Source organism: Dyella jiangningensis (assembly GCF_003264855.1).
Classification (GTDB): domain Bacteria; phylum Pseudomonadota; class Gammaproteobacteria; order Xanthomonadales; family Rhodanobacteraceae; genus Dyella; species Dyella jiangningensis_C.
In genome coordinates, this window is record NZ_NFZS01000004.1 from 1016065 (window position 1) to 1033822 (window position 17758).

Sequence of the window (17758 nt, forward strand, 5' to 3'; positions counted from 1 at the left end):
TCAGCGCACCTTCAACGTGGCGAGGCCGATCAGCACCAGCACGACGCTGATGATCCAGAAGCGCACGATCACGCGTGGCTCCGGCCAGCCCTTGAGTTCAAAGTGGTGATGGATCGGCGCCATGCGGAACACGCGCTTGCCGGTCATCTTGAAGCTGGCCACCTGGATCATCACCGAGGCGGTTTCCATCACGAACACGCCGCCCATCACCAGCAGCACGATTTCCTGGCGCACGATCACCGCGATAGCTGCGAGTGCCGCGCCAATGGCCAGCGCGCCCACGTCGCCCATGAACACCTGGGCGGGATAGGTGTTGAACCAAAGGAACCCGAGGCCAGCCCCAGACAGCGCACCGCAGAAGATCGCCAACTCGCCCGCACCCGGAATCGACGGAATGCCCAGGTATTCAGAGAACACGCGGTTACCCGCGAGGTACGCGAACACGCCGAGCGCGCCGGAGACCAGCACGGTGGGCATGATGGCGAGGCCATCCAAACCGTCGGTAAGGTTCACCGCGTTGGAGAAGCCCACGATCATGAAATAGGCAATGACCACGAACATCACGCCCAGCGGCACCGCCACCTGCTTGAACAGCGGGACGTACAGCGCCGTCTCGGCGACCGGTGCGTTACCGATGCCGTGCGGCGCGGTGTAGTAAAGGAACAGTGCGGCGGCCAGGCCGAACACCGACTGCCAGAAATATTTCCAGCGCGAGGCAAGACCGCGGCTGTCCTTCAGCACCAGCTTCTTGTAGTCGTCGTAGAAGCCGATCACGCCGAAGCTGAGCAGCACGGCCAGCACCAGCCACACGTAGCGGTTGTGCAGGTCGGTCCAGAGGAGGGTGGATACGGTGACCGCCAGCAGGATCATCACGCCGCCCATGGTCGGCGTGCCGGCCTTGGACAGGTGCGTCTGCGGGCCGTCCTTGCGCACCACCTGGCCGGCCTTGAGTTCGGCCAGCTTGCGGATGACGTTGGGTCCGAACAGCAGCGACATCGCCAGCGCGGTGAGCGCGGCCATGATGGTGCGGAACGTGATGTACTGGAACAGGTGGAGGGCAGTGAAGTGCCGTGCCATCCAGTCTGCGAGTTCAAGCAACATCGGATGCGCCCTCCCCTGTTTTCTTGTTATCGCGGAGCGCAGCGACCACCTGATCCATGCCGGACGAGCGCGAGCCCTTGACCAGACAGGCAACGCCGCTGTGCAGATGTTGTTTCAGTGCGGTGGCCAGCGCGGGCTTGTCCGCGAAATGCTCGCCACGTTCGCCGAACGCCTTCACCGCGGCAGCACTCAGCGGGCCGACCGCGAACAGGCGATCGATGCCTCGCTGGTGCGCGCGCTCGCCGATGCCGGCATGCAACGCAAGAGCGTTCTCGCCGAGCTCGGCCATGTCGCCCAGCACCAGCCAGCGCTCACCTTCGGCCAGGGCCAGCGTGTCGATGGCCGCACCGACGGAACCGGGATTGGCGTTGTAGCTGTCGTCGATCAGCGTCCAGCCACCGGGCATGCGCTCGAACTGCAGGCGACCGGCCACGCCGGGCACGTTCTCGAGGCCCTCCACGATGGTGTCGAGCGGCACGTCCAGCGCCAGCGCGATGGAGGCGGCAGCCAGCGCATTGGCGATGTTGTGGTGGCCCGCCAGCGGCAGCTGCACTTCAGCGTCGCCCACCGGCGTGCTCAGCAGGAAGTGCGAGCCATCCACGCGCTGGTCGAGGATGTCGGCGCCCACGTCCGCCTTGTGGTCCAGCCCGAAGCGCAGCTGGCGACGCGTGCCGGCCAGCCCCGTAAAGAAGCTGGCGAACGCCTCGTCCGCATTGATGATTGCCACGCCGTCGACCGGCAGGGCCTGATACAGCGCGCCCTTGGTCTCGGCCACGCCTTCCACGCTGCCCATGCGCTCAAGATGCGCGGGTGCGATGGTGTTGACGAGGCCGATATCGGGACGCGCGATGGCGGCGAGGTAGGCAATGTCACCCGGCTTGCCCGCACCCATTTCCAGCACGGCGTATTCCGTGTCCTGCGGCATCGCCAGCAGAGTCAGCGGCAGGCCCAGTTCGTTGTTGTAGTTGCCGGCATTGACGTGCGTACGGCCATGGCGCGACAGGATCGACGCCGTCAGCGTCTTTACCGTGGTCTTGCCGTTGGAGCCGGTGATGCCGATCACGCGCACGTTGCTCTGCGCACGCACGGCGCTGGCGAGGTCGCCCAGGGCGAGCTCGGTATCGTCGACCAGCACCTGCGGCAGGTCGAAATCGATCTTGCGCGTGACCAGCGCGGCGATCGCGCCCCTGGCCTTGGCGTCGGCGAGGTAATCATGCCCGTCGACACGCTCACCCTTGATCGCCACGAACAAGTCGCCGGGCTGCAGCTTGCGCGTGTCGATGGCGACACCAGTGACGTCCACGTCCTCGCCCAGCAGGCGGCCGCGGGTCCACAGGGCGATGGCGCTCAGGCGCATCATGCGCGGCCCTCCAGCGCGTGGCGGGCCACCGCAAGGTCGTCGAACGGACGCTTGCCCGTTGCGCCTTCCTGATAGGTCTCGTGCCCCTTGCCGGCAATCAGCACCACGTCGCCGGCCTTGGCCGAGGCGAGCGCGTGCTGGATGGCGGCGGCGCGATCGCGCTCGACCGTCGCCGCTTCGGGATGACGCAACCCGGCGACGATATCCGCCACGATGACGTCGCCGTCCTCGGTGCGCGGATTGTCGTCGGTGATGATGATGGCGTCAGCCAGGCGCTCGGCGATCTCGCCCATCTGCGGACGCTTGCCAGCGTCGCGATCGCCACCGCAGCCGAACACGCAGATCAGGCGGCCTTCGCAATGCGCACGCAGCGCCTTGAGCGCCTGCTCCAGCGCGTCCGGCGTATGCGAGTAATCGACCACGGCCAGCGGCACGCCGTCGACGCCACCGAGACGGTTCATGCGGCCGTTGATCGGCGCCAGCACGGCGATGGCATCGGCAATGCGGTCGAACGATTCGCCCATGGCACCGAGGCAGGCCACCACGGCCAGCAGGTTGGCGACGTTGAAGCGACCCAGCAGGCGGCTGCGCACGGCGCGCTCGCCCCACGGCGTATGCAGGGTGAAGGCCAAACCTTCGGCGGAAGTCACCACGTCGGTCGCACGCACGTCGGCAGACGCATGGCCCTCGGCGCTCAGACGAAGCGCACGCACGCCCTGCGGCAGGCGCTCGGCGAGCGAACGACCGAACGCGTCGTCGATATTGATCGCCGCGCCCTTCAGCGTCGGCCACGCAAACAGTTTGGCCTTGGCTTCGCCGTAGGCCTCCATGCTGCCGTGATAGTCGAGATGGTCGCGGGTGAGATTAGTGAACGCCGCCACTTCGAACGCGACGGCGCCTACGCGCCCCTGCTCCAGCGCGTGCGAGGACACTTCCATCGCCACGTGCGTCGCACCCTGTTCACGGAATGATGCGAGCAGACCCTGCACGTTGATGGCATCCGGCGTGGTGCGCTCGCCTTCGTTGATCTGGCCATGCAGGCCGGCACCCAGCGTGCCGATGGTGGCGGCGCGATGACCGAGCAGTTCCAGCGCCTGCGCGAGCAACTGCACGGTGGAGGTCTTGCCGTTGGTGCCGGTCACGCCGATCACGTGCAGCGATTCAGACGGACGTCCGAAGAAGCGCGCGGCGATCTCGCCGACCTTGCCGTGCAGGCCGTCGACCCACAGCACCGGCACGTCGATGCCGGCCGCGTCGGCGGCGGGCGCCTCGGCCAGCACCACGCGTGCACCACGCGCGACCGCACCTTTCGCGAAGGTGATGCCGTGTTCGCGCGTGCCACGCAGCGCGAAGAACGCGTCGCCGGGCCTCACCTCGCGCGAATCCAGCGTGAGCCCTGAAACGACGATATCGCCTACACCAGGGGTGTCGGCGATGCCGTGGAGAAGCTGGTCGAGGCGAGCGCTCATGGCGTCGCCCCTTCGATGGGCGCGTCGTCCACCTGTTCGACGGTGGGCTGCTTGTTGCTGGTCAAACCGTTCTGTCCTTGCAGAGGGCCGCCGACATACCAGCGCCCGATGTTGTCCGGAGGCACATCCATGAGCCGCAGCGCGCCATCCATCACCTTGGCGAAGACCGGGCCGGAGACGAGCGCGCCGTAGTAGCTGCCTTTCTTCGGGTTGTCGATCACCACCACCGCGGCCATGCGCGGATTCGACGCCGGCACGATGCCGGCGAAGGCGGCGCTGTAGTTGTTCTTCGAGTAGCCGCCGGCGCTGGCCTTGTGCGCGGTACCGGTCTTGCCGGCCACGCCGTAATTGGCGATCCACGCCCACGGTGCTGCCGTGCCGCCCGGCTGCGTCACCGACTCCATCATCTGCACCAGTTCGTTGGCGATCTTCGGATCGACGATCTGTTTGGCTTCGTTGTCCGAACCTTTTACGAAGGTGGGCAGGTGCATCACGCCGCTGTCGGCGATGGTGGCGTAGCCGTTGGCCAGCTGCAGCGGCGTCACGTTGAGGCCGTAGCCATAGGCCAGGATGGCCTTCTCCAGCATGCCCCAGCTCTTGCCCGGCTTGAGGTAGCCGGAGGCTTCGCCCGGGAAGCCGCTGTTGGTGCTGTTGCCAAAGCCGAACGCACGGTAGGTGTCGTACATCAGGCCGGTATCCAGCGTCATCGCGACCTTGGCGGCGCCGATGTTGCTCGACTTGGCGAGAATGCCCGTCGGCGAGAGCATGCCGTAGGCGTGCGTGTCGCGGATGTCGTGCGAGATGTAATAGAAGTGGCCGTTGCCCGTGTCGATCAGCGGACCGGTCGGCGTGTACTTGCCGCTGGAGAGCGCTGCCGCCATCACGAACGGCTTGATGGTGGAGCCGGGTTCCACCACGTCGGTCATCGCGCGGTTGCGGCGGCTCGACGGATTGCTGCCGCGCAAGGCGTTCGGGTTGTACGTGGGCCAGTTCACCATGGCCAGCACTTCGCCGGTATGCACGTCGAGGATCACCATCGAACCGGAGTCCGCGTCGGACTGCTCGATGGTGTTCTTCAGTTCGTTGTAGGCGAGGAACTGGATGCGGCGGTCGATGCTGAGCGTGATGTCGCGACCCGGCTGCGGCGCGCGCACCAGTTCCACGTCTTCCACCACGTGGCCCATGCGATCGCGGATCACGCGCTTGGCGCCCGGCTTGCCGGCGAGCCAGTCGTCGAACGCCAGTTCCAGGCCTTCCTGGCCGTGGTCGTCGATGTTGGTGAAGCCCAACACATGCGAGGTCACCGGGCCCGACGGGTAGAAGCGGCGGAATTCGCGCTGGCCGTTGACGCCCGGCACGCCGAGGTCGAGCACCACCTGCGCCGCATCCGGCGACATCTGGCGCTTCAGGTAGACGAACTCGCGCTCCGAACGCTGCATCAGGTACTGCTTGAGCGCATCCGCATCCATGCCGATGGCCTTGGCCAGCGCCGGCAGCTTGTCCTCGCTGTTCAGCACCTCGGACGGATTGGCCCAGATCGAGACGACCGGCGTGGACACCGCCAGCGGCTCGCCGTTGCGATCGAAGATGGTGCCGCGCGACACGGCGATCGGCACTTCACGCAGGAATCGGGCGTCACCCTGGTTCTGGTAGAACTCCTTGCGCACCACCTGCAGGTCGAATGCGCGCGCGACCAGGCCCAGCGAAGCGAGGGACAGCACGCCCACCACCAGCAACATGCGGCGGCGGGCGCTGGGGGCCGAGGTGCGGCGGCGGGTGGGCGATGGCGTGGTGCGCGGGCGCGGCTTCATCGACGCACCAGCTGGATGTCTTGCGGCTTGGGATTGAGCATGCCCAGCTTGCGGGCCTCTTCGTCCACGCGACGCGGCTCGGCCCAGGTAGCCTGCTCCAGTTCCAGCTTGCCGTATTCGATGTTGAGGTCGTCGCGCGCGTTCTGCAGACGGGTGAGCTCGACGAACAGCACGCGGCTCTCATGACGCGTCCACACCACGGCAATGGCGCTGGACAGCACCGCCGCGATCAGGATCAACATGAAGAGGGTGCCGATGACCTTCACGCGAGCTTCTCCGCCACGCGCAGCACGGCCGAGCGGGAGCGCGGATTGACGGAGAGCTCTTCGTCCGAAGGAAACCGGGCCTTGCCCACGGCCGCCAGACGCGCCGGCGCCGCCGCCACCGGCGGACCGCGACGGCTGCCCTGCACGCGGCCGGAGTGGTCGCGGATGAACAGCTTCACCGCGCGGTCTTCCAGCGAGTGGAAGCTGATGATGGAAAGGCGGCCGCCGACCTTGAGTAGCTCGAGCGCGGCGTTGAGGCCATGCTCCAGCGCGTCGAGTTCGCCGTTCACCCGGATGCGCAGCGCCTGGAAGCTGCGCGTGGCCGGATGCTTGCCGGGCTCGCGACGCCCGACCACGCGCTCGATCAAGCCAGCCAGCTGGCCGGTGCGGGTGATCGGGTTTTCGGTGCGATCCTCGACGATGGCGCGCGCGATCTTGCGGCTGAAGCGCTCTTCTCCGTAGATCCACAGCACGTCGGCGATTTCTTTCTCCGAGGCATGCGCGAGGAAATCGGCCGCGCTCTCGCCCTGCGTGGTGTCCATGCGCATGTCGAGCGGCGCGTCGGCCATGAAGCTGAAGCCGCGCGCGGCTTCATCGAGCTGGGGCGAGGACACGCCGAGATCCAGCAGGATGCCGTCGAGGCCGCCAGCGGTTTCATCCCACTCGGCCATGGTGGAGAAGTTGGCATGACGGATGGAGACGCGCGGATCGCTGGCGAACTCGGCCTGCGCCGTCGCGATGGCCTGCGGGTCGCGATCCATCAACAGCAGGCGACCATCGGGGCCCAGGCGCGACAGCACGGCGCGAGCGTGACCGCCGCGTCCAAAGGTGCCATCGAGATACCGCCCGCCAGAGTGCACGGCGAGTCCCTCCACTGCTTCACCCAGCATCACCGGGATGTGCTTCAGCTGCTGCTCGGCCATGCCGCGCACTCCCGCTCCCGTCCCGCCACCAAATAGCCGCGCCGCAACCGTCGCCGGTTACAGCTGCAGCTCCGCCATCTCGTCTGTGATCTCGTCTTCGCCGATGGTCTGGCGGATCTTGGCCAGGTGGGCCTGTTCGCTCCAAAGCTCGAACTTGTTGCCCATGCCCAGCAGAACCGCTTTCTTCTCGATACCCGTGGTCGCGCGCTGGCTGGCAGGCAGCAGCAGGCGGGCGGCGCCATCGGGCTCGACTACCGCCGCGGCACCGACCAGCTTCATCTGCATGTCGCGATGGGCAGCCTTGACCTTGGGCAATGCGTTCACCTGGTCGCGCACCTTTTCCCACTCGGCGTACGGGAACAGCCACAGGCAGCCCGTCTCGAAGGGGTTGTAGGTGATCACCAGACGATTGGCGCAGGCGTCGGCCACCAACTCGCGGTACGCGGTCGGTATGGCCAGCCGGCCCTTGTCGTCAACGGTGATGGCGGTTTCGCCCTGGAACACGACCGTTAGGCTCCACTAATTCCCACGATTTCACACAGGAACCCACGATAGTCTCGCCCCCTGAGACTGTCAAGGGAATTTTGCTTGTGAATCAATGAGAAAGGCGGTGATCTGGCAGTAATTCCAGCCTTTTATGAGGAACTGCCCGAAGGTGCTTGAATGACTAGGATTTTTTGAATCCAGGCCACTCCCAACGGACCGCCCTCCGGCCACCGAAATGCCATTCCGCATGAACCGGCCATTCAGGCCTTCCATACGCGACCGTCGCCACCGTATCGGGACCCGACACGGCGGCGACAGCCGGCAAGAAAGAGGGTGGAGTCGGCCTGTAAGCCGGGTTCTGTACGCCTTGCGGCGCGACAGTCATTCCTCTCGGCCTGGCGTCACCGCCAGGCTCCAGCAACCTACCCGGGAACAACGCGGGCCGCGTTATCGTTCCCCTATTCGGTCTTGCTCCAGGTGGGGTTTACCGTGCCATGCGGCGTTAGCCCCGCACGCGGTGCGCTCTTACCGCACCCTTTCACCCTTACCACGCGCATCCGGAGATGCCGTTCGGCGGTCTGCTCTCTGTTGCACTGGCCGTCGGCTCGCGCCGCCCAGGTGTTACCTGGCACCTTGCCCTGTGGAGCCCGGACTTTCCTCGATGCGCTTGCACGCGACGCGACTGTCCGGCCGACTCCGCCGTGCATTCTAGTGGAATGTGAGGATCAAAGGGCTTGAGAGTTGCACAAGGCACTTGTAGGAGCGCACCCAGTGCGCGACCGCAGAGGCATGGCACAACGCTGTTTCCATTTGTCGCCGTGGGGCACCGACGCAACCGTGATCGCGCACTGGGTGCGCTCCTACAGGAAGGTGAAGATCACCGCTTCAACCCTCGTACAACAGCTTGCGCGGCGCCCCACTGATCGCCGCCGCCAACTTCGCCGCCTTCGCCGGCGGCAATTCCTCGCGCAGGATGGCGAACACGCGCCGCCCTTCGGCCTCACGCGCATCCGCCTCTTCGCCACGCCCCGCGACCAGGATCACGCACTCGCCGCGCTGCTGGTCAGGGTCATTCGCCACGCGCGTCGCCAGCTCGCCGAGCGGCTCGCCGATCACCGTCTCGAACAACTTGGTCAACTCGCGCGCCAGCACGCCCTCCCGCGCCTCGCCGAACACGTCGCGCATATCCGCCAGGCTTTCCGCCACGCGATGCGAGGATTCATAAAAGATGAGCGTGCGCGCGTCACCCGCAAGTTCCTGCAAGCGTGACCGCCGCGCGGCTGCCTTGGGCGGCAGAAAACCTTCGAACACGAAGCGATCGCTGGGCAGTCCTGCGACCGACAGCGCCGCGATGGCCGCGCACGCGCCCGGCACCGGCGCACAGCGAATGCCGGCTGCGCGCGCCGCACGCACGAGACGAAAGCCAGGATCGCTGATCAACGGCGTGCCCGCATCGGAAATCAACGCCACCGACTCACCGCCCTGCAACCGCCGCACGATCGCGTCCACCACGTCGCGCTCGTTGTGCTCGTGCAAGGCCACCAGCGGCGTGCCGATGTTGTAGTGCATGAGCAGCGGACGGCTGTGCCGCGTGTCTTCGGCGGCGATCACCGCCACCGAGCGCAAGGTTTCGATGGCGCGCGCGGAAAAGTCATCGCGATGGCCGATCGGCGTGGCGACGACCCATAGCTGGCCGGGCTGAATCTGTGACATCTGTGCCATCTCTCCCGCCGCGAGGCGGCGATCCAATGGGCTATCATCGCCCATCCGCGTCAAAAGCTCGAAGGGATTTGGCCATGCGCTTGTACCGCGCCGCAGGCATCGCCCTGCTGATTTCACTCGCACTCACCGCCTGCGTGCCCCCTGCCGCCCAGCGCTCTCCCGCCGAGATCGCCGCCGCCCAGCAAGCTCAGGCACTGGCGCAGCAGGGCAAGTTCGAGGAAGCGGCGCAGTCGTACCTCACGCTGGCGCAGACCAGCGGCAATCGCGATGAATACCAGTTGCTCGCCGCCGAGGCGTACCGCCAGGAAGGCCAGCTCGACCGAGCCGCGCCGTTCCTCGCCGCTATCCGCCGCCAGCGCCTCACTGGCGACGAGCCCGTGCGACTGGACCTGCTGCAAGCCGAACTCGCGCTCAAGCAGCACAACGCGCCGCATGCCCTGCAGCTCACCACGCAGCCGAATCTGGCCGTGCCCGCCGCGCTGCAGGTTCGCCTGCTCGAACTGCGCTCGCAAGCCATGCAGCAAACCGGCGACCCGTGGGGCGCTGCGCGCACGCGCGTGGAAATGGACGGCCAACTGAGCGGCCTCGATCAGGCACAGAATCGCAAGCAGATCGTCACCTTGCTTACCCAGCTCGGCGTAGAACCGCTTAAGGCGCGCGCGGCAGCCATGCAGCCGGGTGACCGCATGCTGCCGTGGGTGAATGAAGCCCTCGGCCAGCTCGGCGTCGCCGTCGCTCGCCCAGCTCCGTCGCTGGAGCAGGAAGTAGGCACGATGATCCCCGGCGAAGGCGCCAACGTACGCGAAGGCTTCAAGATGCCCGCGCGCGTGGCGCTGCTGCTGCCGATCAGCGGCAGCACTGCGTCTGCCGGCACTACGGTGCGCGAAGGTTTCTTCGCGGCGTATGCCGATTCTTCGCGTAACCATGCACCACGTCCTCCGGTGCGCGTATACGACAGCGGCGGCACCGCCGCGGGTGCGATCAAGGGCTACCAACAAGCCGTCGCCGATGGTGCGCAACTCGTCATTGGCCCGCTGACGCGCGCGGAAGTGTCCGCCTTGTTCGGTCAGCCGCAACTGCCCGTGGCCTTGCTCGCGCTCAACCATCCCGACGACAAGAGCCTGCCGGCCAGCGGCGTGAGTGAATTCGGCCTGTTGCCGGAAACCGAAGGCGCACAAGCCGCCGACCACATGAGCGAAAGTGGCATCACCAACGCCTTCGTCATCGCCGGCAACGATGACTTCGCGCAGCGTGCGGCCAAGTCGTTCAAGGCCGAGCTGGAAGCGCGCGGCGGCAAGGTCGCCGGCATGGGTAACCTCGGCACCACCGGCGTCAACTACGCCTCGACCATCAGCGGCCTGGGCATGCCCACCGATACCGGCGATGTTTCGGCGGCCACCAACAACACCGGCATCTTCATCAGCATGCGCCCGCAGCAGGCACGCCTGCTGCTGCCCCAGCTCAAGCTAGCCCGCGTGAACCTGCCCGTGTTCGGCACCTCGCACATCTACGCCGGCGTCGACGACGCCGGCGCCAACCGCGACCTGGAAGGCGTGGAGTTCTGCGACGCGCCATGGCTGTTCGACGTACAGCCCGGCCTGCCCAACCATGGCGACATCGCCGGCCAGCTGCCCGCCGCACGCGGCACCTCGGCGCGCCTGTTCGCCTTCGGCATGGATGCATGGAACCTCGCGCCCTACGTCGACTGGTTGCGCGCCCACCCCGGCAGCTACCTGCCCGGCGCCAGCGGACAGCTCACCGCGGACCAGTTCGGCCGCATCCGTCGCGTGCTGGTGTGGGCCAAGTTCCAGGACGGCCTCGCCCGCCCGCTCAACGGCAGCCTGCAGATGGACAGCGCGCCGGCCCTCGCGCCGCCGACCGACAACAACAATCCGCCGCCGAACAACGTCCAGCCCATCGATCACAACTGATGCGCGCCGCCGGCGCCATCTTCGAACAACGAGCCTGCGCGGAATTGCAACGCGCAGGCCTCAAGCTGCTGGACCGCAACTACACCACCCGCTACGGCGAAATCGATCTGGTGATGCTTGAGCATGACACGGTCGTGTTCGTCGAAGTGCGTCACCGCCTTCACGGAGGCGCCGCGGCCTCCGTCACCATCCGCAAGCAGGCCCGCCTCATTGCCGCCGCAGAGCTGTGGCTTGCGGCTCACCCTAAGCACGCAAAATATCCATGTCGTTTCGACGTGGTCAGCTATGACGGCCCCGGCTCTGACGTGCGCATGACCCGCTGGCCCAATGCCTTCGAGTCTTGCTGAATGCCTACTCGGACCAGCAAGGCCGTGCTTGCCTGGCCCTGACACAGTGAGATCTCAAGTCGGCTCAGCTCGAACCAGAGACGACAAATTCCGTTACCAGGTATAACCAAAACCCTACACGCAAGTCATTTGCTGCTGACGCATTTTGATAGTTCCAGCGCAATCGCCTGCAACACAGCACCGTCGCCACCTTACATGTGCAGCCTCATTCCTCACCGGCGACATCGCAGCACGGACGGACGCAAGCTCCCGGACTTCCCGCAGAACCGATAAATGAATCGTCCCATGCCCCCGTTTTTTCGGGGAATTCAGGCGAGTGGTCAGCCGAATGTGTTCACGTCCAAGGGTGCAACCGAGCGTCGACACTGCCTCGATGCATGGGCTCAGCAGCACCAGTGGCATGGCAAAAGTGAGCGGACTCCTTCACGTTTTTCAGTGTTCAGCGGTAGGCATGAGGGAAATGCGTGCGGTCTACTTATAAGGCCCCGGTTAGCCGCCGCGTTCGACGCGTGTATTGGCCAGCCAAACCAGCGCGCTTCGGCGCCGCTGGCCAAGGAAACAGGAAACTAGGAATGGAATCTGCCTTCAACCTCTTGCGGGCCGACATGCTGTCGGCTGTCGCGTCAGGCTCATCGCCTCCGTCGATGTCAATGGAGCGCTTGCCGGCACTTGCAACGTTTCGACCATCGTCGACGTCACCACCGGTCGTCCCGTGACCGGCACACGTCTGCGCGCCATGTCGTGCTCCGATGCGTCAAGCGCAAAGCACAACCCCTTAGCCTGCGAGTACCTAGTGAAGAAGGATCTCCCCAAGCGCGTCCTTTCGTGTTGTGTGCTTCTGGCCGCGGCGAGCCTTGCCGCATGCGGCACGCCATTGGCCAAGGACTTCGGCGGCTCGTGGAAGCCCGTGAACCACTTCCAGGACGCTCCGTCTGAAATCCCGCTCAACCGGGCCTACACCTACTACGCGTCGCCGATGGACGAAACACTTCGCACCATGCTGCGACGCTGGACCAAGGATGCCGGCCTGCAGTTCTCCTATCAGTTGCAGTCGGACTACACGCTGTACAAGGCGGTCACGCAGATCCACACGACGGACGTCTATTCGGCGACGTCCGAGCTCACATTGATCTACGCCGCGCAAGGCGTATCGGTGACCACCGACGGCCATGAGATCCGCGTCAGCTCCGCCCCGATGTCGGGTGGCGGAACCGCAGAGATGCCCGCGGGCGAGATATCGCAAGGCACCGCCACTCCGCAGAACGCCACATCCGTACAGGCGAAATGACGTGGAACAGGAAACCGTTGAAATGGCCGCGCAGAGTTTTCGCTGATGCTCAAGAAGAAGACAGCCGCCAAGGTCGACGAGGCCGTCGCCAAGTCGGTCAATTTCGAGATCACCGTGGCGGACCTGGCCAGGCGCAGCGAGCGACGGGCATGGTGGGTTGCTTTTTCCGCGATCGGCATGTCGCTGATCCTGGCGGGCGGCTATTTCTACATGCTGCCATTGAAGGAAAAGGTGCCGTTCGTGGTGATGGCCGACGCCTACACCGGCACGAGCACGGTCGCGCGCCTTAACGACGACTTCCTCAACAAGCGCATCACCACCAGCGAGGCGATCAATCGCAGCAACGTCGCCCACTTCGTGCTCGCACGCGAGTCATATGACTCGGCGATGATCAACCTGCGTGACTGGACCACGGTGCTCACCATGTCATCCACCGGCGTGGCGTCGGCGTACACGAGCCTGTATGCCCCGCGCAACGACGCCAGCCCGTACAAGGTCTACGGCCGCACCCGCGCCATCCGCGTGAAGATCCTAAGCATCGTGCTTCTCGGCGGCGGCCCCAACTCGCCGCCCAAGGGCGCCACCGTGCGCTTCCAGCGCAGCCTGTACGACAAGCAGACCGGCGCCACTATGCCCATGGACAGCAAGATCGCGACGCTTTCGTTCGCCTACAAGACCAACCTCAGGATGGACGAGCAATACCGCATCGAGAATCCGCTCGGGTTCCAAGTCACGGAGTACCGCGTGGACAGCGACTACGCGACCACGCCCCCGGAAGAAGTTCCCGCAGTCCGCGATGATGCAGGCATGAATCAACAGGGCAACAGCATGCCGGCCTCCGGCTCCGGCCCGGGTGAGGCTCTGCAGCGCGGCGCGGTCCCGCCACCACCCGCCATGCCTGAGAACCATCAGGGCCGGGCGATGCCGCAGCAGACACCCGCCGCTACACCTTGGAGCAGCCCTAACGGAGCACGCGAGTGATGAATCGACTCAATCCACTCGCTCTGGCTGCCGTACTTTGCCTTGCCACGGTTGCGACGCCACGTGCCGCTCATGCGCAGGCCGTGCAGCAATACGATTACCAGGGCGACCATGTTTACCAAGTGCGTACCGGCCTGGGCATCACCACGCAGATCGAACTCAGCCCCAACGAGAAGATCCTCGACTACAGCACCGGCTTCAGCAGCGGCTGGGAGCTCAGTCGTCGCGACAACGTGTTCTACATCAAGCCGAAGAATGTCGATGTAGACACCAATCTGATGATACGCACGGCCACCCACTCGTACATCTTCGAACTCAAGGTGGTTGCCACCGACTGGCGCACGCTGGAGCAGGCGCGCACTAAGGGCGTGCAGTACAAGATCATCTTCAACTATCCAGGCGACACCTCCTTCGCCAAGGAAGCCAGCAAGGCCGCGCAGGCGCCAGAGCTGAATACGTCCCTGGTCAAGGGTCGCGATTACAACTTCAACTACGACTACGCGACGCGCTCGAAGAAGGCGCCATGGCTGGTACCCGTCAACGTGTACGACGACGGCCAGTTCACCTACATCAAGATGAACGATATGAAGCAGTTCCCCACTGGGAACTTCCCATCCGTCTACATGCGCCAGACGGCCCATGGCGAGGATTCCGTCGTCAACACGACCGTGGAGGGCAACACCATCATCATCCACGGCACGTATCCCTTCTTGGTCGTCCGCCACGGCGACAACGTCGTCGGTCTGCGCAGGAACACCGCCAAATGAGCCATCACGAAGAAGAACAGCAGAGCGGCGGCCATGGCATGCCGCTATATGACCGAGGCGACAACACCAATCCGTACGCCACTCAACACCAGCAGCAGGTGACGCCCGACCTCGATGCGAGTGCACCTCAGCTCAAGTCCAACGACCTGCGCCGAATGAACCGTAATGCGATGGGCATGCTGGCCGCGCTGGCTGGAATGCTGGTGGTCGGTGGTGGCTGGATGCTCTTCTCCGGTAACTCGCAGAAAGATGCAAAGCCGCAAGCGCAAAGGGAAGAAACCGTTCGCGTGCCGGAAGCGCCCAAGGCGCCACCCTTACCGCCTGCCCAGCCGCCGGCGCAGCAAGTGTTGCAGCAAGCCATTCCCCTCGCGCCGCCGCTGCCTCAAAACAACCGCAATGCCGCCCCGACGCAGGCCGCCTCCCGCGAGCTCACGCTGCTCGAGCGTCGCATTGCCGCGGCGGAGCGTGGCTCGGCTGGCATCAACGTGGGAGATAACGTTGGACAGACCGCGCCCGCTGCCAGCGACGGCATGGGCTTACCTCCGGGCATGATGACCTCCGGCTTGGAGAACCCCAACGATGGCACCAACCAGTTCCGGATGCCAGCCAACTCAGCGTATGGCACCAACAAGGCGCTACCGAATGTCTCGGATGCCCAGCCGCTAACCCATCCGGACAGCCTCATGCTGCGCGGCACCTACATCCGTTGCGTGCTGGAAACACACATAGTCACCGACATTCCGGGTTTCACGTCTTGCATCGTCACCGAGCCCGTGTACTCGTTCAATGGCAAGCATCTGCTGCTACCTAAGGGGGCAAAAGTACTCGGCAGCTATAGCCAGGAACCAAACGGCCCACGCGTGGCGGTGATCTGGGATCGCATTGTGACTCCAACCGGCATCGACGTCAGCATGGCAAGCCCTGGCGTGGACAACCTCGGCGGCGCTGGCCACCCGGGCTACTACAACGCCCATTGGGGCAGCCGCATCAGCGCAGCACTGCTGATCAGCATGCTTAGCGACGCCTTCAAATACGAGGCCGCCAAGCATGGTCCGACCACCAACACGATCGGAGCCAACGGCACCGTGGTGCAGGAGCCGTTCGAGAGCAACACGGCGCAGACCGTGCAGGACTTGGCCAACCAGGCCGTGCGGCGCGCGGCCAACCGCCCGGCAACCGTCACCATCAACCAGGGCACTGTCGTGACCATCTACGTCGCCAAGGACGTGGACTTCACCGCCGTGCTCGCGCGCTACTGATCCGCCCCCAAAACGACCATGGCTGAAGAAATCCTCGTCGATATTCCGAACGAATTCCTAGACTACCAGTACTCCGTGCTGGGCATCCGGGAGTTCATGGCCTCGGCCGAGGTCACGGAAATCTGCGTCAATCGCCCGGGCGAGCTGTACCTGGAAGCCGGCGGACGCTGGCAGAGGGTGGAGATGCCCTCGCTCACCTTCGAGCGTGCCCGGCAGTTCTGCACCGCCGTGGTCAATGAGAGCAATACCGGCCAGCGCATCACCGATGTTGATCCGGTGGTGTCGCTGACCTTCCCGACCGGGCAGCGTGCGCAGTTCGTCATTCCCCCGGCGGTGGAGGCAGACAGCATCTCCATCACGATTCGCCTTCCTTCCAGGAAGACCAAGACGCTGGCGCAATACCAGGAGGACGGTTTCTTCAACGAGATCCTGGAAGACGCCCACGGCATCAGCGAGCAGGACCGCGAGCTGCTGCAGCTGCGTTCGCAGCGCCGCTATGCGGATTTCTTCCGCCAGGCCGTGCTCAACAAGAAGAACATCGTCGTATCCGGCGCCACCGGCAGCGGCAAGACGACCTTCATGAAGTCGCTGGTGCACCATATTCCGACCAACGAACGCCTCGTCACCATCGAGGACGCCCGTGAGCTGTTCATCGACCAGCCCAACGTGGTCCACCTGCTGTATTCCAAGGGTGGCCAGAGCTCGAGCAACGTCACCGCCAAGAGCTGTATGGAAGCCTGCCTTCGCATGAAGCCCGACCGCATCATCCTCGCGGAGCTGCGTGGCGATGAATCGTTCTACTTCATCCGCAACTGCGCATCGGGCCACCCCGGCTCCATCACTAGTTGCCACGCCGGCAGCACCGAACAGACCTGGGACCAGCTGGCGCTGATGGTGAAAGCTTCCCACGAGGGCTCCGGTCTTGAGTTCTCCACCATCAAGCGCCTGCTGATGATGACCATCGACATCGTGGTGCATATCAAGGCCCACGCCGGTTGCCGCTACATCACCGGCATCGACTTCGGCTCGAGCCGACAGGTCGACAGCAGCCGAGCATAAGGGAGCCGCGAGTGACGCCCATCGCCAACATCTCCAGTTGCCACGACCTTGCCGTTCCGGCCGAGGTCATACAGCACGTGGTCAATGTGGAATCCGGCAACAACCCCTTCGCCATCGGGGTGGTCGGCGCGCATCTCCAGCGACAACCGCACAACCTGGATGAAGCCGTCGCCACCGCGCGCATGCTGGAAAGCCAGGGCTACAACTATTCGCTCGGCATCGCCCAGGTCAATCGCTCCAACTTCGCGAAGTTCGGTCTGGACTCGTACGAGAAAGCCTTTGAGCTGTGTCCCAATCTCGTGGCGGGCACCCAGATCCTTGCCCAGTGCTACGCGCAGGCGGACGGTGACTGGGGCAAGGCGTTCAGCTGCTACTACTCCGGCAATTTCGCCAAGGGTTACGAAGACGGCTACGTGCAGAAGATCTTCAGCTCGATGGGGCAGTCCTCGCTGCCCCCCGTCTCACCGGCCAGGGCCATTCCCGTCCAGCTCGCACAGACGGATCGCGCGCACCCCATGGCCGCTGGGGAGTACTTGGTACGCCTGCGCAGCTCGGCCATCGACCATGTCGGTACGGAGGCCATAACCAAGATCGTCCAAGGCATGATGCCGGACCCGCAAGCCGCTTCTTCCCGGCAGACATCGATAGATACGTCACCTTCGGCCCTGGACATCCAGACGGCCGCCGTGGAGGGACCCCATTTGCCGACGAATGCCACGGGTACGCAGCGGGCGTCCGCAGAAGCGCAGCCTTCCACCCTGAACGTCCAGGCAGCGGCGATGGTCGTCACGCATCTGCCCGCCAACGGTCCGGCGGCCATTTCGCCGCCGAACAACGAGGTATTCGAGCCGCAAGTTCGCGGACCCAACGATCCCGTGACGCCCCCGGAGCACGAAACGGCTGCATCCAAGCCCGGCCCAGATCGCGCGGACCTTCGATTGGGAGGGCAAGACGACGCCTTCGTGTTCTGAAGAACCGATTTTTGCCG

At 64.9% G+C, this 17758-nt stretch carries 16 protein-coding genes and 1 other RNA gene; 8 read left to right on the forward strand and 9 right to left on the reverse strand.

Translation table 11 applies throughout. From position 1 onward, the window contains the following. The 9 genes from mraY to rsmI form a co-directional block, all read right to left on the reverse strand. A complete protein-coding gene (mraY, locus tag CA260_RS17125; protein ID WP_111984216.1) occupies positions 1 to 1101 on the reverse strand; it encodes a phospho-N-acetylmuramoyl-pentapeptide-transferase in 1101 nt (366 codons plus the stop codon). Then, positions 1091 to 2461, reverse strand: coding sequence for a UDP-N-acetylmuramoyl-tripeptide--D-alanyl-D-alanine ligase (locus tag CA260_RS17130; RefSeq protein ID WP_111984217.1), 1371 nt, complete (start codon positions 2459 to 2461; stop codon positions 1091 to 1093). Before CA260_RS17130 ends, mraY begins: the two co-directional genes overlap by 11 nt. Beyond that, on the reverse strand, positions 2458 to 3930 hold the full coding sequence (locus tag CA260_RS17135) for a UDP-N-acetylmuramoyl-L-alanyl-D-glutamate--2,6-diaminopimelate ligase (protein WP_111984218.1): 1473 nt from the start codon (positions 3928 to 3930) through the stop codon (positions 2458 to 2460). The genes CA260_RS17130 and CA260_RS17135 overlap by 4 nt, the downstream gene beginning before the upstream one ends. Further along, complete coding sequence (locus CA260_RS17140) at positions 3927 to 5741, reverse strand: peptidoglycan D,D-transpeptidase FtsI family protein (RefSeq protein WP_111984219.1); 1815 nt, start codon at positions 5739 to 5741, stop codon at positions 3927 to 3929. Before CA260_RS17140 ends, CA260_RS17135 begins: the two co-directional genes overlap by 4 nt. Then, positions 5738 to 5998, reverse strand: coding sequence for a cell division protein FtsL (gene ftsL / locus CA260_RS17145; protein WP_172461904.1), 261 nt, complete (start codon positions 5996 to 5998; stop codon positions 5738 to 5740). The genes CA260_RS17140 and ftsL overlap by 4 nt, the downstream gene beginning before the upstream one ends. A gap of 5 nt (positions 5999 to 6003) precedes the next feature. Next, positions 6004 to 6930 (reverse strand): 16S rRNA (cytosine(1402)-N(4))-methyltransferase RsmH, encoded by a 927-nt coding sequence (gene rsmH / locus CA260_RS17150; protein WP_111984220.1) that lies wholly within the window; start codon positions 6928 to 6930, stop codon positions 6004 to 6006. A gap of 57 nt (positions 6931 to 6987) precedes the next feature. Further along, positions 6988 to 7434 carry a division/cell wall cluster transcriptional repressor MraZ gene (gene mraZ, locus CA260_RS17155; RefSeq protein ID WP_038621199.1) on the reverse strand — a complete coding sequence of 149 codons (447 nt, stop codon included), beginning with the start codon at positions 7432 to 7434 and terminating at the stop codon, positions 6988 to 6990. Between the two features lie 313 nt (positions 7435 to 7747). Further along, positions 7748 to 8114: RNase P RNA component class A (gene rnpB, locus CA260_RS17160), an RNA gene on the reverse strand. Positions 8115 to 8301: 187 nt separating this feature from the next. Next, positions 8302 to 9129 carry a 16S rRNA (cytidine(1402)-2'-O)-methyltransferase gene (gene rsmI, locus CA260_RS17165; RefSeq protein ID WP_111984452.1) on the reverse strand — a complete coding sequence of 276 codons (828 nt, stop codon included), beginning with the start codon at positions 9127 to 9129 and terminating at the stop codon, positions 8302 to 8304. 83 nt (positions 9130 to 9212) lie between these two features. Here rsmI and CA260_RS17170 point away from each other — a divergent pair, with 83 nt between their 5' ends. The 8 genes from CA260_RS17170 to CA260_RS21475 all read left to right on the forward strand — a co-directional run bounded on the left by CA260_RS17170 (position 9213) and on the right by CA260_RS21475 (position 17741). Further along, positions 9213 to 11069: a penicillin-binding protein activator gene (locus CA260_RS17170; RefSeq protein WP_111984221.1), complete on the forward strand. Its 1857-nt coding sequence runs from the start codon at positions 9213 to 9215 to the stop codon at positions 11067 to 11069. After that, positions 11069 to 11416, forward strand: coding sequence for a YraN family protein (locus CA260_RS17175; protein ID WP_111984222.1), 348 nt, complete (start codon positions 11069 to 11071; stop codon positions 11414 to 11416). Before CA260_RS17170 ends, CA260_RS17175 begins: the two co-directional genes overlap by 1 nt. 832 nt (positions 11417 to 12248) lie before the next feature. After that, positions 12249 to 12704 (forward strand): toxin co-regulated pilus biosynthesis Q family protein, encoded by a 456-nt coding sequence (locus CA260_RS17180; protein ID WP_238149823.1) that lies wholly within the window; start codon positions 12249 to 12251, stop codon positions 12702 to 12704. A gap of 45 nt (positions 12705 to 12749) precedes the next feature. Further along, entirely contained in the window at positions 12750 to 13685 is a 936-nt protein-coding gene (locus CA260_RS17185; RefSeq protein WP_111984223.1) for a virB8 family protein, read from the forward strand. Beyond that, positions 13685 to 14452 (forward strand): TrbG/VirB9 family P-type conjugative transfer protein, encoded by a 768-nt coding sequence (locus CA260_RS17190; RefSeq protein ID WP_111984224.1) that lies wholly within the window; start codon positions 13685 to 13687, stop codon positions 14450 to 14452. The genes CA260_RS17185 and CA260_RS17190 overlap by 1 nt, the downstream gene beginning before the upstream one ends. Further along, the gene (locus CA260_RS17195) at positions 14449 to 15711 is read left to right on the forward strand and encodes a TrbI/VirB10 family protein (RefSeq protein ID WP_111984225.1); all 1263 of its coding nucleotides are present in this window, start codon (positions 14449 to 14451) and stop codon (positions 15709 to 15711) included. Before CA260_RS17190 ends, CA260_RS17195 begins: the two co-directional genes overlap by 4 nt. 18 nt (positions 15712 to 15729) lie before the next feature. Next, on the forward strand, positions 15730 to 16770 hold the full coding sequence (gene virB11, locus CA260_RS17200; protein ID WP_111984226.1) for a P-type DNA transfer ATPase VirB11: 1041 nt from the start codon (positions 15730 to 15732) through the stop codon (positions 16768 to 16770). Positions 16771 to 16781: 11 nt separating this feature from the next. After that, positions 16782 to 17741 carry a lytic transglycosylase domain-containing protein gene (locus CA260_RS21475; protein ID WP_111984227.1) on the forward strand — a complete coding sequence of 320 codons (960 nt, stop codon included), beginning with the start codon at positions 16782 to 16784 and terminating at the stop codon, positions 17739 to 17741. Positions 17742 to 17758: the final 17 nt, after the last annotated feature.

Bases quoted from the DNA above. Each gene is read 5' to 3' on its own strand.
- rsmH (WP_111984220.1), bottom strand. From the start codon at position 6,930: ATGGCCGAGCAGCAGCTGAAGCACATCCCGGTGATGCTGGGTGAAGCA.
- CA260_RS17185 (WP_111984223.1), top strand. From the start codon at position 12,750: ATGCTCAAGAAGAAGACAGCCGCCAAGGTCGACGAGGCCGTCGCCAAG.
- CA260_RS17195 (WP_111984225.1), top strand. From the start codon at position 14,449: ATGAGCCATCACGAAGAAGAACAGCAGAGCGGCGGCCATGGCATGCCG.
- rsmI (WP_111984452.1), bottom strand. From the start codon at position 9,129: ATGTCACAGATTCAGCCCGGCCAGCTATGGGTCGTCGCCACGCCGATC.
- mraY (WP_111984216.1), bottom strand. From the start codon at position 1,101: ATGTTGCTTGAACTCGCAGACTGGATGGCACGGCACTTCACTGCCCTC.
- CA260_RS17175 (WP_111984222.1), top strand. From the start codon at position 11,069: ATGCGCGCCGCCGGCGCCATCTTCGAACAACGAGCCTGCGCGGAATTG.
- CA260_RS17170 (WP_111984221.1), top strand. From the start codon at position 9,213: ATGCGCTTGTACCGCGCCGCAGGCATCGCCCTGCTGATTTCACTCGCA.
- CA260_RS17135 (WP_111984218.1), bottom strand. From the start codon at position 3,930: ATGAGCGCTCGCCTCGACCAGCTTCTCCACGGCATCGCCGACACCCCT.
- CA260_RS17130 (WP_111984217.1), bottom strand. From the start codon at position 2,461: ATGATGCGCCTGAGCGCCATCGCCCTGTGGACCCGCGGCCGCCTGCTG.
- CA260_RS17190 (WP_111984224.1), top strand. From the start codon at position 13,685: ATGAATCGACTCAATCCACTCGCTCTGGCTGCCGTACTTTGCCTTGCC.
- virB11 (WP_111984226.1), top strand. From the start codon at position 15,730: ATGGCTGAAGAAATCCTCGTCGATATTCCGAACGAATTCCTAGACTAC.
- CA260_RS17140 (WP_111984219.1), bottom strand. From the start codon at position 5,741: ATGAAGCCGCGCCCGCGCACCACGCCATCGCCCACCCGCCGCCGCACC.